The following is a 15,069-nucleotide window of genomic DNA, read 5'->3' on the forward strand; positions in this document are numbered from 1 at the left end:
CCTATCGTCCTGAATCTCTGGCATCGTTCGATGCATGCGAGAAACATCGGCGAGATTGCTGCGGCTGCTCTCGCTTCTGCAGGCCAGACGGGATTGGTCCGGTGCGGAGTTGGCGGACCGACTCGAGATCACGCCGCGCACCGTCCGTCGCGACGTCGACAAGTTGCGTGAACTCGGATACCCGGTCGACGCCACGGTCGGTGTGGGCGGCGGCTATCGCCTCGGTGCGGGTGCGGAAATGCCGCCGTTGCTGCTCGACGACGAGGAGACCGTTGCCGTCGCCTTCGGCCTGCAGGCCGGAGCGACAGGGTCCGTCGTGGGAATCGGTGAGGCATCCACACGTGCACTCGCGAAAATTCGGCAGGTGATGCCGTCACGCCTGCGGCATCGGCTCGAGTCCCTTCAGGTCGACGTCGTCCCCCACGGCCCGCCGCCCAGCGCGGTGGAGGCAAGCGTGCTCTCGGATGTGGCTGCCGTGTGTCACAACCACGAGCGATTGCGTTTCGACTATCGGGCCCACGACGGCAGCGAAAGTCGGCGTGAGGTGGAGCCGCACCGCCTCGTGCGGTCCGGAATGCGGTGGTATCTGATGGCCTGGGATCTCGGCCGCGACGATTGGCGTTCCTTTCGGATCGATCGGATGACTCCCAAGATCCCGACCGGTCCGCGATTCACACCACGAGAACTACCGGCCGGCGGTGGTGCCGAGTTCGTGGCGAGGGGAATCGATCGGGCGCGGTCGAGCGTTCACGCCCGGGTGATGTTGCACGAGCCACTCGAGCGCATGGCGCCCATGGTGCATCCGGAGTGGGGGGTCATCGAGGGGTTGCCCGACGGCAGGTGCGCCGTCACCGTGATGGGACAGTCCCTCGGCTCGATTGCGGGTTGGCTCAGCGCATTCGACGTCGACTTCACAGTGTTGGATCCACCGGAGTTGCGCGACGAATGCCGCGCCGAGGCAGAACGCCACCGGCGGATCGCCGGCCGATACGAGAGCGCATGAACGGTCCGGACACGACGAAGGCCCCGTTCCGCATCGGGAACGGGACCTCGCCGAAATCGCCTGGGTCCCGGATCACCGGGAAGTCATGGCGAGTCTCAGACCAGCGTCACGCCGGTGGCCTGCGGGCCCTTCTGACCCTGGCCGATCTCGAACGAAACGCGCTGGTTCTCCTCGAGCGTGCGGAAGCCGCTGCTCTGGATCTCCGAGTAATGGACGAACACGTCAGCGCTGCCATCCTCGGGGGCGATGAAGCCGAACCCCTTCTCGGAGTTGAACCACTTCACGATGCCCTCTGCCATGTAAATCTCCTCTAACACAGTGTTTCTTCGAACAGCCGTTGCGGCAGTTCGGGTCCAGTAGCACGACCGCCCTGAGACTTTTCCTGTGGAGGAATCAGAACGCTCGCAACCATCGTTTTGCGAGCGTGGTAACACAAACACAAACACTTACGACCGCGACCAGTCAAACACACTCGGGCCGCAAACGCTCAGTAATGTGTCATGAGTCACATTCTCGAGCCTGGTCGGCCAAGGCGACGAACGCCGCCGCATCCAGCGTCTCGCCGCGCGCGGACGGCGCGATTCCTGCAGCAACGAGTCGCCGCTCCGCCTCGACCGACGAGCCCGCCCAGCCGGCAAGGGCAGCACGTAACGTCTTGCGGCGCTGCGCAAAAGCCGCGTCGACCACACCGAAGACGCGTCGTCGACTCGCGTCGTCCACAGGCCAGGGCGGCTGTTCGTACCGGTCGATGCGAACCAGCCCCGACTCGACCTTCGGAACCGGCCAGAACACGACCCGCCCCACGGAGCCTGCTCGGCGCACACGTCCGAAGAAGTTCGCCTTCACACTCGGAACGCCGTAGATCTTGCTACCGGGAGTCGCCGCCAGCCGGTCGGCAACCTCCGCCTGCACCATGACCAACACTGTTCGGAGACTGGGCAATTCGGAGAACAGATGCAGGAGAACCGGAACCGCGACGTTGTACGGGAGGTTCGCGACCAACGCCGTCGGCTCCCCCGGAATCTGTTCGGGCAGCACCCGCATGGCGTCGGCCTCCACGACCGTGAGTCGATCGGCGAGATCCGACGCGCGATCGGCGACCGTCGCCGGCAGCCGAGCCGCAAGATTGGGATCGATCTCCACGGCGATCACACGGTCGACGACATCCAGCAATGCCAGAGTCAACGAACCCAGGCCCGGTCCCACCTCGAGAACGGTGTCGCTACGACCCACTCCCGCTGCTGCGACGATCCGGCGCACCGTGTTCGCGTCGTGGACGAAGTTCTGCCCCAGCTGCTTGGTGGGGCGGACACCGAACTCCTCGGCAAGCGAACGCACTTCGGTGGGCCCGAGAAGAGCGGCCCGACCTCGGGGCGACATGGGATTTTCGGTGTCTGACACCACGTGAACTTAACGCACGCCGATCTTGCCGGAGCAGGACGGCCACGCTCCCCAGCCCTGCGTCTCCTGCGTGCGGCTCGCGATGGCGATCTGCTCTTCGCGGGTTGCGAGGTCCGCACGGGGCGCGTACTTCAAGCCGCCCTGACGTTCCCAGGTGTTCTGATCGAACTGAACGCCGCCGTAGTAGCCGTTCCCGGTGTTGATCGCCCAGTTACCGGTGGCCTCGCACTGCGCCAACGCATCCCACGCGGCACCGTTCTTCACGGGTGGAACCTCGGTGCCCGGTTTCGCGCCGACACGCACAACCTTGGGCTGGGCGGGGGTCGTCACGTCCGAATCGACCTCCCGGCGCTCCACCTCGACGCCGTTGATCTCGTTGACGGCGAAAGTGACGTCCTGCACGCCTGGCTTCCCGGGGTTCTCGACGACGGTCCGGCTCATGTTCATCGTCGGGTCCTCGATGCGCTCCTCGGGCGGCGCCAGCGGAAGTGTCTCGACGACGTGCTCGATGCGGTCGCGGGTGACCGTGATCTTCAGCCCCTCGCTCATCTGCGTGTCCGCAGCGGGCGACACCGTGTCGGCCTGTTCGAGGGGTACGCCCTTGGCGGCGAGGAATTCACCGACAGTCGCGGCGGCAAGGCGCACGTCCACCGCGGGCATTCCGCCGTCGGACACCCGAGCCACCACCGGTTCGACCACTTGGAGTTCAGCCCCGTCGAGCGGCAGACGCTGCGCTCGCGATGCCGACACGTGCACGTCGTCGGCAAGTTCCAACTGCTTCAACGCCTCGTCGACGGTCAGCGCGGTGGTCCACACTTCGCGTTCACGGCCGTCGACGGTCAACGACACCTCGCGGGCTCTGCGAAGGACCACCGTGTCGCCGTCCGACAGTTCCGAATCGGCCGAGGGCGCCACGACGTCACGGTCACCGATCGGGTGGCCCACATCTGCGAGAACGCCGTCCACCGTGGTCGACATCGTGCTCACCGACCGGACTTCACCGTCCACGTCGATCGTCACCGTCTTGTGGCGGGAAACCGCCACGACACCACCCACGATCAACGTCGACAGCAGTGCTGCCACAACCACGTAGAGCAACGACGACCTGGCTGAGTTGATCTTCGTGAACGGTGACATGGATTCCTTCGTCTCGGTCGACGCACCTGTCGACGCCGCCGCTACCCGCTAACGCAGTCCGAGCTTGCTGGTGCAACTGGGCCATGCGCCCCAGCCCTGTCCTGCGCGCACCTTTTCGCCGATGGCGATCTGCTGCTCGCGGGTTGCAAGGTCGGCGCGGGGAGCATACTCGGTGCCGCCGAAGGAAGCCCACGTGCTCTGGGTGAACTGCAGTCCTCCGTAGAAACCGTTGCCGGTGTTGATCGCCCAGTTTCCGGTGGCCTCGCACTGTGCGATCGAGTCCCAGGTGGAGGCGTTCGAAACCGCCGGCGCGGACGGACGCGGCTTGGTTCCCACCCGCACCGTTGCCGGTGTCGGCTCGCTGAGCGGCTTGGCCGAGAGCTCGTCACGTCCGACCTCGACACCGTTGATCTTGTGCACGGAGAGCGTCACCTCACGCTCGCCGGGAGTACCTGGAGCCTCGACGTTCGTCTTGCCTTCCTCGAGTTCCGGATCGTCGACCCGGTTCTCCGGCGGGGCGATTCCCTGCTTCTCGACGACCCTCTCGGTGCGGTCACGAGTGACCTTCACTTCGAGGCCATCGGTCAGCGGAGCGTCTGCGGGCGGGACGGTGGAGTCGGCCTGCTCGAGCGGTGCACCGATCTGCTCGAGGAACTCCCTGACCGTGGGGGCTGCGACGCGCTTGTCCACGGATTCGGCCGCACCGTCCACGAGCTTCACGGTCTTGGGGCTGACCACGTCGAGCGAGCTGCCCTCGAGGGGAAGTCGCTGCGAACGCGATGCGGTGACGTGAACGTCGTCCGCCAGTTCGAACTGCTCCAGCGCCTCGTCGACGGTCAGCGCAGTGGTCCACACGGTGCGCGGCTGGCCGTCGATGGTCAGAGTCACCTCGCGAGCGCGCCGCAGAACGACGGTGTCGCCATCGGAGAGCGATGCGTCCGTGGACGGCGCCACGACGTCTCGTTCGCCGACTTCGTAGCCGGCACCGTCGAGCGCTGCCCCCACCGACGAGGACATGGTGCCGAGCGAGATGTGCTCGCCGTCGACATCGAGGGTGATGTTCTTGTGCTGAGTCACTGCCAGCACGCCACCCCCGATCAGGGTCACGAGGAGAGCTGCGACCACGACGAAGAGGAGCGGCGACTTACTGGTGTTGATCTTGGTGAAAGGTGACACGCGAGTTCCCAAAGCAGACGAATGTATTGTCACGGTACGGTAACGAATAGGCTCCCATCTGGCAACTTCTAGCCTCTGACCTGGGAAGACTGTCGATAACAGGTTGATTTCCGGATGATTCCGTCGGGTCAGCGATCCTGACCCCGAGGCGCGCACGAACGCAGTATCTTTCGTGTGCAACCAAGTAGGTAACGCGCCGAACGAAAGCTGGGAACTGCGTGCACACCACACCCACCCGATCGACCGGATCCACCAGATCCGCCCGGTCGACACGACTTCTCCGAGTGCCGGCAGTGGCCGCTGCACTCGCTCTCCTGGCGATGGTCTTCGCCCCCGCCTACGCCGCGGCGCAACCTCCGCCACAGGGAGATCGCCCGACCTATCGGATCGCCACCGACACGACGTTTGCCCCGTTCGAGTTCGAGGACGAGAACGGCAACTTCGTCGGAATCGACATGGACCTGCTCCGCGCGATCGGCGAAGATCAGGGCTTCGACGTCGCGATCGATCCGGTCGGCTTCGACTCGGCCCTCCAGGCCGTGACCAGCGGGCAGGTCAACGGAATGATCGCCGGCATGTCCATCACGGACGAGCGCAAGGCGACATTCGACTTCTCGGACCCCTACTTCGATTCCGGCGTCCAGATGGCCGTCCCCGAGTCGAACGAGGACATCGAGAACTACGAAGACCTGAAAGGCAAGCAGGTAGCCGTCAAGAACGGCACCGAGGGCGCAGAATTCGCCGAGTCCATCAAGGCTCGGTATGGATTCACCACCAAGTACTTCGCCGACTCGTCGAGCATGTTCGACGAGGTGCGCACCGGGAACTCGGCCGCAGCCTTCGAGGACTACCCCGTCCTGGCATACGGCATCAAACAAGGCAACGGCTTCAAGACCGTCACGGACAAGGAACCCGGCGCCAGCTACGGATTCGCGGTCGCCAAGGGACAGAACGCGCAGTTGCTCGATTCCTTCAACGCCGGTCTCGCGAACCTGAAAGCGAGCGGCGAGTACGACAGGATCCTCGACCAATACCTGAACGCCGATGCGTCAACGGACGACAACACGATCGTCGGTCTGATCAAGAGCACGTACCCTCAACTCCTCAAAGGGTTGTGGCTGACGATCGTGCTCACCGCGGTGTCAATCGCGATCGCCCTCGTACTCGGTGCCATCTTCGGTCTGCTCCGAGTGTCGAGCAACATCGTTCTGCGCGGCATCGGAACCACATACGTGGACGTCTTCCGCGGCACACCGCTTCTGGTGCAGGCCTTCTTCATCTACTTCGGCATTCCCGCGGCAATGGGCTTCCAGATGTCGGCGTTCACGGCCGGTGTCATCACGCTGTCACTCAATGCCGGCGCATACATGGCCGAAATCGTCCGCGGCGGAATCCTTTCCGTCGACAAGGGTCAGATGGAAGCATCCCGTAGCCTCGGCATCAGCTACCTCAAGTCGATGCGAAGAGTCGTCATGCCCCAGGCCATCAGAACGATGATCCCGTCGTACATCAATCAGTTCGTCATCACGCTCAAGGACACCTCGATCCTGTCCGTCATCGGACTCGCCGAACTGACTCAGACCGGACGAATCATCATCGCCCGCAACTTCCAGTCCTTCAACATGTGGCTGATCATCGGCATCATGTACTTCATCATCATCATGGCGCTGACAAAGCTGTCGAACCGCCTCGAGAAGAGGATCAACGCATGACCGACCAGACGAAAACTGCTGTGCCGGCAACTGCCGCACCGGAAGCCAAGATCCGCGTCACCGGGTTGAAGAAGTCGTTCGGAGACAACGAAGTACTCAAGGGACTCGACGTCGCCATCGCCGCCGGCGAGGTGGTTTGCGTGATCGGCCCCTCCGGGTCCGGCAAGAGCACCTTCCTGCGGTGCCTCAACCGCCTCGAGGACATCACCGGCGGCAGCGTCGTCGTCGACGGCACCGACATCAGCGACAAGAAGGCCGACATCGATCAGGTACGCCAGCACGTGGGCATGGTGTTCCAGCACTTCAATCTGTTCCCACACATGACGGCCCTCGAGAACGTCACGCTGGCTCCGGTCCAGACGAAGAAGTCCACGAAGGAAGAAGCGCGGGCCACGGCCGTCAAGCTGCTGGGGCAGGTCGGTCTCGCCGAGAAGGCGGATGCGAAGCCGGCCAACCTGTCCGGTGGGCAGAAGCAGCGCGTCGCAATCGCCAGGGCACTCGCGATGAACCCGGACATCATGCTGTTCGACGAAGCGACCAGCGCACTCGACCCGGAAATGGTCGGGGAAGTACTGCAGGTGCTGCGCGATCTCGCCAATGGCGGGATGACGATGGTCGTAGTCACGCACGAAATGGGTTTCGCCCGGGAAGTGTCCGATCGCGTCATCTTCATGGCGGACGGATACATCGTCGAAGAGGGCACTCCCGAGGAGATTTTCGGCAATCCGCAGCAGGAGCGAACCAAGGACTTCCTCGGGAAGGTCCTCTGATGCCCGTGAGTGGTTGACGAGTCTGTGGGCTCGTCAACCACTCACAGGCCGTAGGCGAGCTCGGCGTTCCGGGTCGAAGCCTTCGCCAGCACCTCCGGATCCTCACTACGCAGTTCGGCGAACGCGCGCACCGTGTACGGCAGGCAGTAGGACTCGTTTGGCGCACCGCGGAACGGGTGCGGAGTGAGGAACGGAGCGTCGGTCTCGAAGAGAAGCTGTTCACGCGGAACGAGCAGTGCGGACTCGTGCAGTGCTTTCGCGTTCTTGAAGCTGACGGTCCCGGAGAAGCTCAGCAGGTACCCAGCGTCGATACACGCCCTGGCCATCGACGCGTCCGACGAAAAACAGTGGAAGATCACCGTTTCGGGCGCACCCTCCTCGGCCAGCACCCGCAGCAGGTCCGCATCCGCCTCGCGGTTGTGAATCATCAAGGGTTTCGAGAGACGCTTCGCGAGGTCGATGTGCCAGCGGAACCCGTCGGTCTGTTCCGTCAACGTCGCGCAGCCGTCCAACTTGCCGGGCCAGTACAGGTCGAGCCCCGTCTCCCCCACTGCGACCACCCGAGGGTCCGAGGCGAGCCTCTCGATCTCGGCTCGCGTCGCGTCGTCGAGGACGTTCGCGCGCGTCGGATGGATTGCCACAGCCGCATACACCCGCTCGTCCCAATGCGCGGCGTCCACAGCGAAGCGGGCTGCGGCGAGATCGTCGGCGACGGTGACCACGCGTTCCACGCCGACAGCTGCAGCCCTGTCGACGATGGCACGCACCGACTCGGTATCGCCAGCACCACACGCATCGAGGTGCGTGTGGGCGTCGACGAGTGGCGTCAACGGAGCGGGCGCTTCGGGGGCCGGACGGTCTTTGCTCATGGGGCCATTATGGCGACGGCACCGAGACTCGGGCTCGTGCCGCCTCGAACAAGGCGACGCAGACGGCGATGAGCTCGACCGGATCCTGTTTCTTGCCACCCAGCAGCCAGTCGACGAGCAGGTGATTGACAGCCCCCACCATCCCCACGGCCAGCGAGAAGGCGAATCGTCGGTCGACGCCCTCGACGTTCTGCAGCCACACCGTCCCCACGATTTCAGCGAAGTCGCTGAGCACCGCGTATCGCCGCTCCTCCAGGTCTGGGGAAACCCCCACCACCTCGATCATCACGATCTGCGCCCGCAGTGGGTCCGCAGTGAAGTACTCGACGAACGCGCTGACACCCAAGGGTGCCATGTCCTCGAAATCCGATGCGTTCTCCAGTGCTTCGAGAGTCAGTCGCCTCACGTCGTCGATGATCTCGTCGTAAACCGCCCTCAGACAGGTTTTGCGGTCCTTGAAGGATTCGTAGAAGTACCGCTGAGTGAGTTCGGCCCGATCACAGATCTGCTTCACCGTCGTGGTCGTGTAGCCCCGAGTACCGAACAGCTCCACGGCGGCGGCAATCAGCGCCGCGCGCCGAGCTACCTTGCGCTCGCCATGCTCGAGCCCCGAATAGCGGCGGCCCGGTTGCGTTCCCGTTCGAGACATTTTGTGGATTCTCGCACTTCCGTGTGGGATAGTGGAAGGACATCTGACACACAATCGTGTCACATTTACGACGGGGAGACGACGGGAACGTGAGTATTCAGCTGAACCACAAGGTCATCGCGGTGACCGGAGGCGCACAGGGCATCGGTCGCGAGATCGCGAAGCACCTGGCCACTGCCGGCGCACGAGTTGCGATCGGCGACAGGGACGCAGAAGGCGCACGCCGAACAGCTGCAGAGCTGTCCGGTGACGTCGAAGGATTCGATCTCGACGTCACGGACACGGAGTCCTTCGCAGCATTCCTCGCCGCCGTAGAAGCCAAGTGGGGTCCACTCGACGTGCTGGTCAACAATGCCGGCGTCATGTGGGTCGGCAATTTCGACGAGGAGCCGGAATCGGCAACCCGCCGCCAGTTGGACGTCAATCTGCACGGCCCCATCCGTGGCGTGAAGCTGGCAGCACCCGGCATGCGCGCACGCGGACGCGGCCACATCGTGACGGTAGCGTCGGCCGCATCCAAACTGAGCCCTCCCGGCGAGTCCACCTACGCGGCCACCAAGCACGGCATCTTCGGCTACCTCAGCGGGGTGCGCTCGGAACTGCACAAGAGCGGAGTTCAACTCTCCGTGGTGATGCCCGGCGTCGTGGACACCGAACTTGCCGCAGGAACAGCGACCGGGTCCGCCAAGATGCTGCAACCCGAGGACGTCGCTCGAGCAGTGGTCGCCGTCATCGCCAAGCCCAAGTTCGAGGTGTACGTCCCGGCGTTCATCGGTCCCGCGCTTCGCTGGGTGAACGTTGTTCCCCAGGCTCTTCGCGACGTTGCGATGCGAAAGATGGTTCCCAACCAGGTCACCTCGACCGACCGATCGGCTCGTGCAGCCTACGAGTCCCGTGCGGTCACCGGTGATCACGAAGGAGAAAAGTCATGACAACCACCCCTGAGCTGGCCAAAACTCTGACTCCCGCCGACTTGCGTCCGATCCCCGAGTTCGACGGCGTCCATGAGGTGTGGCCGCGCGGAGACCGTCTCGATGCAGTCCGCGAAGCCGCCAAGAAGTATCGGGAACGCTTTCTGAAGCAGGGTCAGGTCACAGCGATCAAAAGCTTCGACATCGTCGCAGCTCCGTACCCGTCACGATTTGCGTTCCAGGGTTACAACCTGAGCATCAACCCCTTCATCACCATCATCAACCGGATGTTCGTCATCCAGTTCGAGGGTTTCGACGGAAAGACCAAGACACTGGTCTGGGAGCCGACGGTGCCCGCCGGCTCCGCGGAGTCGCCCTTCTATCACAAGCTCGATGAGTTCTCGAAGAAGCTCAAGGTCAACAAGTACTTCGTCAAGTACCTCAACGATCCCGACCACGTTCTGCCCCGCCTCGGTCTGCGAAACGAAGACGTCGACTACATCAGCTTCGATCACCTGCATGTCCAGGACATGCGCATGGTGATGGGCAGCAAGGAGCCGATCGAGGGCGAAGCCACTCCCCGCAAGCCCATGTTCCCCAACGCCAAACTGTTGGTGCACCGCAAGGAACTGGGCACGTTCGAGTCGATGCACCCGATGCAGTGGGCCTGGTACGTCGAGAACGGTATGGCCGGCGTCCCGGACGATTGCCTGGAAGTATTCGAGGGAGACGTGGAACTCGGTGTGGGCGTGAGCCTGCTCTGGACGCCCGGCCACACCGACGGTAACCACTCCCTGTGCGTCAACACGCCTGACGGAGTATGGATCTCGTCCGAGAACGGCATGGCCCCGGACAGCTGGCAGCCGGATCAGTCCAAGATCCCGGGCGTCAAGACACAGGCCTCGTTCTACAATCGCGAGGTTGCCCTCAACGGCAACACCCTCGAAGACTCCCTCGACCAGTACGACTCCATGGTGAAGGAGAAGACCATGGCCTCGCGATCCCCGCGGGATTCGCGCTGGCTGCAGATCATTCCGTCATCCGAGTGCGCGAGCTTCAAGCGTCAGTGGCCCGTCATCCCGACGTTCAGCCACGGTGGCCTGGACTACGGCACCGTCACGGTTCCCGAGCGCTGAGCATCACACACCGTCTATCTGCGCGCCGTGAGATCGCGGCGCGCAGATAGAGTGGTTGCACCATGAATGCTGCTGACTCCGCCGCCTCGAGGCCACCCTTCTACCTGACGACTGCCATCGCGTACCCCAACGGTGTCCCGCACATCGGCCATGCCTACGAGTACATCTCTTCGGACGCACTGGCACGGTTCAAGCGCCTCGACGGATTCGACGTCTTCTTCCTCACGGGAACGGACGAGCACGGCCTGAAGATGCAGCAGACGGCTGCCAAGGAGGGCGTCGACGTCCGTGACCTCGCAGCTCGGAACTCGGATGTGTTCGAGGCGATGGACAAGAAGCTGAACATCTCGTTCGACCGCTTCATCCGTACCACTGACACCGACCACGAGGAAGCCAGCAAGGTGATCTGGCAGAAGATGGTCGACAACGGCGACATCTACCTGGACACCTACGCCGGGTGGTACTCGGTCCGCGACGAGGCTTTCTATACCGAATCCGAGACGACACTCCAGGAGGACGGGACCCGGCTTTCCATCGAAACCGGTACGCCTGTGGAGTGGACCGAAGAGTCGACGTACTTCTTCAAGCTGTCCGAATACCAGGACAAGTTGCTGAGCCTCTACGAGGACAACCCCGATTTCATCGCGCCGGCCACCCGTCGCAACGAGATCGTCAGCTTCGTCAAGGGTGGCCTGAAGGACCTGTCCATCTCGCGGACCACCTTCGACTGGGGCGTCCAGGTCCCGGATCACCCCGATCACGTCATGTACGTGTGGGTCGACGCACTGACCAACTACCTCACGGGCGCGGGATACCCCGACACCGATTCCGAGCAGTTCGGCAAGTTCTGGCCCGCGAACCTGCACATCATCGGCAAGGACATCACCCGGTTCCACACGGTGTACTGGCCGGCATTCCTGATGTCCGCCGGAATCGAATTGCCCGAGCGGGTGTTCGTGCACGGCTTTCTCTACAACAAGGGCGAGAAGATGTCGAAGTCGGTCGGCAACGTCGTCGACCCGCTAGCGATGGTGGACCGGTACGGACTCGACGCGTGGCGGTTCTTCCTGCTCCGTGAGATCTCCTACGGTCAGGATGGCAACTACAGTCACGAGGCCATCGTCACCCGCATCAACGCCGACCTGGCCAACGAACTCGGAAACCTGGCCCAGCGTTCCCTGTCGATGGTCGCCAAGAACCTCGACGGGAAGGTTCCCACACCGGGCGATCTCACCGACGACGACGGTGAACTTCTCGCGCTGGCAGACGGACTGCTCGAACGCTGCCGGGCCGAGTACGACGTGCAGGCACTCCACCTGGCGTTGGACGCGATCTGGTCGACGCTCGGCGAGACCAATCGGTACTTCTCACGCCAGGAACCGTGGGTTCTGCGCAAGACGGATCCGGCGCGCATGGCGACGGTCCTGTACGTGACGCTGGAAGTCGTACGCATCGTGGGCATCCTGGTTCAGCCCGTGATGCCGGACTCCGCCGCGAAGATCCTCGATCTTCTGGGGCAGGACCCGGATCAGCGGCAGTTCGTCGATCTGAAGAACCGCATCGTGTCCGACTCGCCGCTCCCCGCTCCGTCCGGGGTGTTCCCCCGGTACGTGGACGAGGACTGACCTGTGGGCGCCGTCGCTCGAATCAGGCGACGGCGACGCGGTACGGGCCCAGTCCTTCCACGACTGCTCCGACACAGCCGGCTTCGTCCCACAGCGCGAACCATCCGTTGTCGTCCTTGACGGCGATCCGCTCGAACGTCTTCGAGGCGTGGTCCTTGAGCTCCCGTGTCGCCTCGAACGGGTTGGAATCGAGGAACGTGCTTGCCGAAGGATCGTCAGCTTCTGCGCCCGCCCGGAGCGCCACCAGCGCTGCGGCGGCCACGGCAGCCTGTGCACAATCCGTCTCGATGTAGGTCTCGTTCGCGACCACTGCGTCCATCGCCGCAACCAATGCTTCGGAGATGCCCTGCGGACCAGCCTTCTCGATCTCTCCGAGTGCGTTCATCGCGCCGTCGTTGTCGAAAGGCCCGAGGTCCCATGCGCCCATTCGGCGTGCTCCTGCCGTCAGTGTGTTGTGGTTGTGTTCGTTTGACTTGGTGCCGACCGGGAGACATTAGCGGAACGAAGCGACACTCCACGTGACGACACCACTTCGGGTGCGACAGATCACCGTACGTGTCGGACCCCCGGTGCACACTTTGCCGCCATGACGACCAATAGAACATACTTTCGAACGAAAACAGGGCGAGAGAGGGGTGCGGGTGTGTTCGAGGAAGAGGTTAGCCCGCAGGCAGCGGAGTCGGTGCGACGTCTGGTGCGCGAGCTTCGCGACGTCTATGAGCGCGGCTGGCAACCCGCCGACCTGGTGCACGCGAGTCGACGTTCGAAGGAGCCGTCGGAGGCAAGTCTCGCTGCCACGGTCATCCTGCACGAAGCGCGGCACAGTGGGGCTCGGGACCGCGCACCGGAATCCTGGGTGCGCCAGCTGGATACCCTTTCCGAGCAGTACCCCGCCAGCGACGTGATCGCGGAACGCGCGGGCGAATCGACAGACCAGGCTATAGCTCTCACCGCTGGACTACTGTTCTCCGATCCCTATCACTCGATGTACCAGATCACCGACCTCACCTCGGTCTGGGCCACTCTCGCACCCTGGTCGATGCTCACTCCCCCGCCGTCGGCGTGGCTCGGTCTTCGCACGGCCGGCGCACACCCGGATCTTCTCCTCGACGGCAAGATCGGGAACAAGATTCGCGGGTTGCTCGCGAAGGCCGAAGCGACGGACTTCGCCGAAGAGGCCGAGACGTTCACCGCGAAGGCGCAGGAGTTGATGACGCGGTACGCGATCGACACCGCTCTACTCACGTCCCGTGCCGGCACCGGCCCCGCAGCCGTGGCAAGTCGGCGAGTCCACTTGGAGAACCCGTACGTAAAGGAAAAGGTTCATCTGCTCACCGAAATCGGTGAACCCAACCGTGTCCGGACGGTGTGGTTCGACAAGGTCGCCATCGCGACGGTGGTCGGTACGCCCGTCGATCTGCAGCAGGTCGATCTGCTGTTCACCTCGCTGCTCGTCCAGGCGACACGTGCGATGCAGTTCGCGGACGCTGCCGGCCGGAGCGGCTCACGCACCACCTCGTTCCGGAAGGGTTTCCTCGCCGGTTTCGCCGGCCGGATAGGTCAGCGCCTGCGCGAGGCCGACACTCGCGCAACCGTCGAGGCAGCCGACGCCGCGCGCATCGACGTGGACGACCTCCTCCCCATCCTGGCGTCCACCTCCGAGGCGGTGGACGCCGAGTTCGAGCGACTGTTCCCGCGAACCAGGAAGTCCCGAGGGCGCTCGGTCGATGCGGACGGCTGGCACGCGGGCAGAGCGGCCGCCGAGATCGCGGTCCTTGCACCCGACGAGAAGGCTCGGATCAGCAGCTGATCAGAGCCGTGGGTGACCGGTACCCGGCTCAGTCCCGCCGCGCCGCCAGAACGGTTTCGTAGAGTTCACGCTTCGATACCCCTGCGGTGGCGACGAGGGCGCAGGCGTCCTTGAGTCGGGTACCACTCTCCACGAGCCGTTCCACGTCCTCGACGAGATCGGCCGGATCGGACACGGCACGGGTCGCCCCGGCCAGCACGACCGTGATCTCACCGCGTACACCCTCAGCCGCCCACTCGGCGAGCTCTGCGAGTGTGCCGCGCCGGACCTCCTCGTACGTCTTGGTCAGCTCGCGGCACACGGCGGCTCTGCGGTCGCCACCGAGGACTTCGACCGCATCGGCAAGACAGTCGACCAGCCGATGTGGTGCCTCGAAGAACACGCAGGCACGTTCCTCCGCCACCAGGGTCTGCATCCAGGTCTTTCGCTGTCCCTGTTTCCGCGGCGGGAACCCGTCGAAACAGAAGCGTTCGACCGGTAACCCCGACAGGGCGAGGGCCGTCGTCACAGCGGAAGGACCGGGCAGACACGTCACCGGAAGTCCCTCGTCCACACAGGCAGCAACCAGGCGGTATCCGGGATCGCTCACGGACGGCATTCCCGCATCCGTCACCAGCAACACGGTCTTTCCCGACTCCACGTCGGCCACCAACCCCGGCAGCCGCGATACCTCGACCTGGTCGTAGAAACTCACGACACGCCCGGTGATGGTCACGTCGAGTGCCGAGGCCAGCGCCTTGGTGCGCCGGGTGTCTTCTGCGGCCACGACATCCGCTGTTTCGAGGGCCGAGCGCAGCCTGGACGAGGCATCACCGACATCCCCCATCGGCGTTGCGGCGAGCACCAGACGACCAGTCATGTCCCACAGCC

General features: G+C 63.9%; 15 protein-coding genes. 7 read left to right on the plus strand and 8 right to left on the minus strand.

The genetic code is table 11. The features are described 5' to 3' along the window. Positions 1 to 34: 34 nt before the first annotated feature. Entirely contained in the window at positions 35 to 1,003 is a 969-nt protein-coding gene (locus ACFWO3_RS13220; RefSeq protein WP_378578032.1) for a helix-turn-helix transcriptional regulator, read from the plus strand. Between the two features lie 95 nt (positions 1,004 to 1,098). Here the strand turns inward: ACFWO3_RS13220 and ACFWO3_RS13225 are convergent, their stop codons facing one another. The 4 genes from ACFWO3_RS13225 to ACFWO3_RS13240 all read right to left on the minus strand — a co-directional run bounded on the left by ACFWO3_RS13225 (position 1,099) and on the right by ACFWO3_RS13240 (position 4,717). Next, positions 1,099 to 1,302, minus strand: a complete 204-nt coding sequence (locus tag ACFWO3_RS13225; RefSeq protein ID WP_378578035.1) for a cold-shock protein — start codon at positions 1,300 to 1,302, stop codon at positions 1,099 to 1,101. A 199-nt stretch (positions 1,303 to 1,501) separates the two neighbouring features. After that, a complete protein-coding gene (gene rsmA, locus ACFWO3_RS13230; protein WP_378578343.1) occupies positions 1,502 to 2,383 on the minus strand; it encodes a 16S rRNA (adenine(1518)-N(6)/adenine(1519)-N(6))-dimethyltransferase RsmA in 882 nt (293 codons plus the stop codon). A 30-nt stretch (positions 2,384 to 2,413) separates the two neighbouring features. Beyond that, on the minus strand, positions 2,414 to 3,541 hold the full coding sequence (locus ACFWO3_RS13235; protein WP_378578037.1) for a transglycosylase family protein: 1,128 nt from the start codon (positions 3,539 to 3,541) through the stop codon (positions 2,414 to 2,416). A 48-nt stretch (positions 3,542 to 3,589) separates the two neighbouring features. After that, positions 3,590 to 4,717, minus strand: a complete 1,128-nt coding sequence (locus tag ACFWO3_RS13240; RefSeq protein ID WP_378578039.1) for a transglycosylase family protein — start codon at positions 4,715 to 4,717, stop codon at positions 3,590 to 3,592. A gap of 320 nt (positions 4,718 to 5,037) precedes the next feature. Here ACFWO3_RS13240 and ACFWO3_RS13245 point away from each other — a divergent pair, with 320 nt between their 5' ends. Together ACFWO3_RS13245 and ACFWO3_RS13250 are read left to right on the plus strand one after the other, a co-directional pair. Next, positions 5,038 to 6,429, plus strand: a complete 1,392-nt coding sequence (locus ACFWO3_RS13245) for an amino acid ABC transporter substrate-binding protein/permease (RefSeq protein ID WP_378578346.1) — start codon at positions 5,038 to 5,040, stop codon at positions 6,427 to 6,429. After that, entirely contained in the window at positions 6,426 to 7,199 is a 774-nt protein-coding gene (locus ACFWO3_RS13250; protein ID WP_378578041.1) for an amino acid ABC transporter ATP-binding protein, read from the plus strand. Before ACFWO3_RS13245 ends, ACFWO3_RS13250 begins: the two co-directional genes overlap by 4 nt. A gap of 41 nt (positions 7,200 to 7,240) precedes the next feature. Here ACFWO3_RS13250 and ACFWO3_RS13255 read toward each other — a convergent pair whose 3' ends face one another. Both ACFWO3_RS13255 and ACFWO3_RS13260 read right to left on the minus strand, forming a co-directional pair. Continuing rightward, a complete protein-coding gene (locus ACFWO3_RS13255) occupies positions 7,241 to 8,068 on the minus strand; it encodes a TatD family hydrolase (protein ID WP_378578043.1) in 828 nt (275 codons plus the stop codon). 7 nt (positions 8,069 to 8,075) lie between these two features. Beyond that, positions 8,076 to 8,717, minus strand: coding sequence for a TetR/AcrR family transcriptional regulator (locus ACFWO3_RS13260; protein WP_378578045.1), 642 nt, complete (start codon positions 8,715 to 8,717; stop codon positions 8,076 to 8,078). Between the two features lie 89 nt (positions 8,718 to 8,806). Here ACFWO3_RS13260 and ACFWO3_RS13265 point away from each other — a divergent pair, with 89 nt between their 5' ends. From ACFWO3_RS13265 to metG, 3 genes are all read left to right on the plus strand, one after another. Continuing rightward, positions 8,807 to 9,649 (plus strand): SDR family oxidoreductase, encoded by an 843-nt coding sequence (locus ACFWO3_RS13265; protein WP_378578047.1) that lies wholly within the window; start codon positions 8,807 to 8,809, stop codon positions 9,647 to 9,649. Further along, positions 9,646 to 10,764, plus strand: coding sequence for a hypothetical protein (locus tag ACFWO3_RS13270; protein WP_378578049.1), 1,119 nt, complete (start codon positions 9,646 to 9,648; stop codon positions 10,762 to 10,764). Before ACFWO3_RS13265 ends, ACFWO3_RS13270 begins: the two co-directional genes overlap by 4 nt. A 62-nt stretch (positions 10,765 to 10,826) precedes the next feature. Further along, positions 10,827 to 12,389: a methionine--tRNA ligase gene (gene metG / locus ACFWO3_RS13275; protein ID WP_378578051.1), complete on the plus strand. Its 1,563-nt coding sequence runs from the start codon at positions 10,827 to 10,829 to the stop codon at positions 12,387 to 12,389. Positions 12,390 to 12,411: 22 nt separating this feature from the next. Here the strand turns inward: metG and ACFWO3_RS13280 are convergent, their stop codons facing one another. Further along, entirely contained in the window at positions 12,412 to 12,816 is a 405-nt protein-coding gene (locus ACFWO3_RS13280) for a DUF4259 domain-containing protein (protein ID WP_378578054.1), read from the minus strand. Positions 12,817 to 13,032: 216 nt separating this feature from the next. On the opposite strand from ACFWO3_RS13280, the gene ACFWO3_RS13285 reads away from it, so the two are divergent. Beyond that, on the plus strand, positions 13,033 to 14,199 hold the full coding sequence (locus tag ACFWO3_RS13285) for a DUF2786 domain-containing protein (RefSeq protein WP_378578056.1): 1,167 nt from the start codon (positions 13,033 to 13,035) through the stop codon (positions 14,197 to 14,199). A gap of 28 nt (positions 14,200 to 14,227) precedes the next feature. On the opposite strand, the gene rsmI is transcribed toward ACFWO3_RS13285, so the two are convergent. Continuing rightward, positions 14,228 to 15,058 (minus strand): 16S rRNA (cytidine(1402)-2'-O)-methyltransferase, encoded by an 831-nt coding sequence (rsmI, locus tag ACFWO3_RS13290; RefSeq protein WP_378578058.1) that lies wholly within the window; start codon positions 15,056 to 15,058, stop codon positions 14,228 to 14,230. Between the last annotated feature and the right edge of the window lie 11 nt (positions 15,059 to 15,069).

Origin of the sequence: Rhodococcus sp. NPDC058521, assembly GCF_042719695.1 — a bacterium.
In the GTDB taxonomy this organism is placed as follows: domain Bacteria; phylum Actinomycetota; class Actinomycetes; order Mycobacteriales; family Mycobacteriaceae; genus Rhodococcus_F.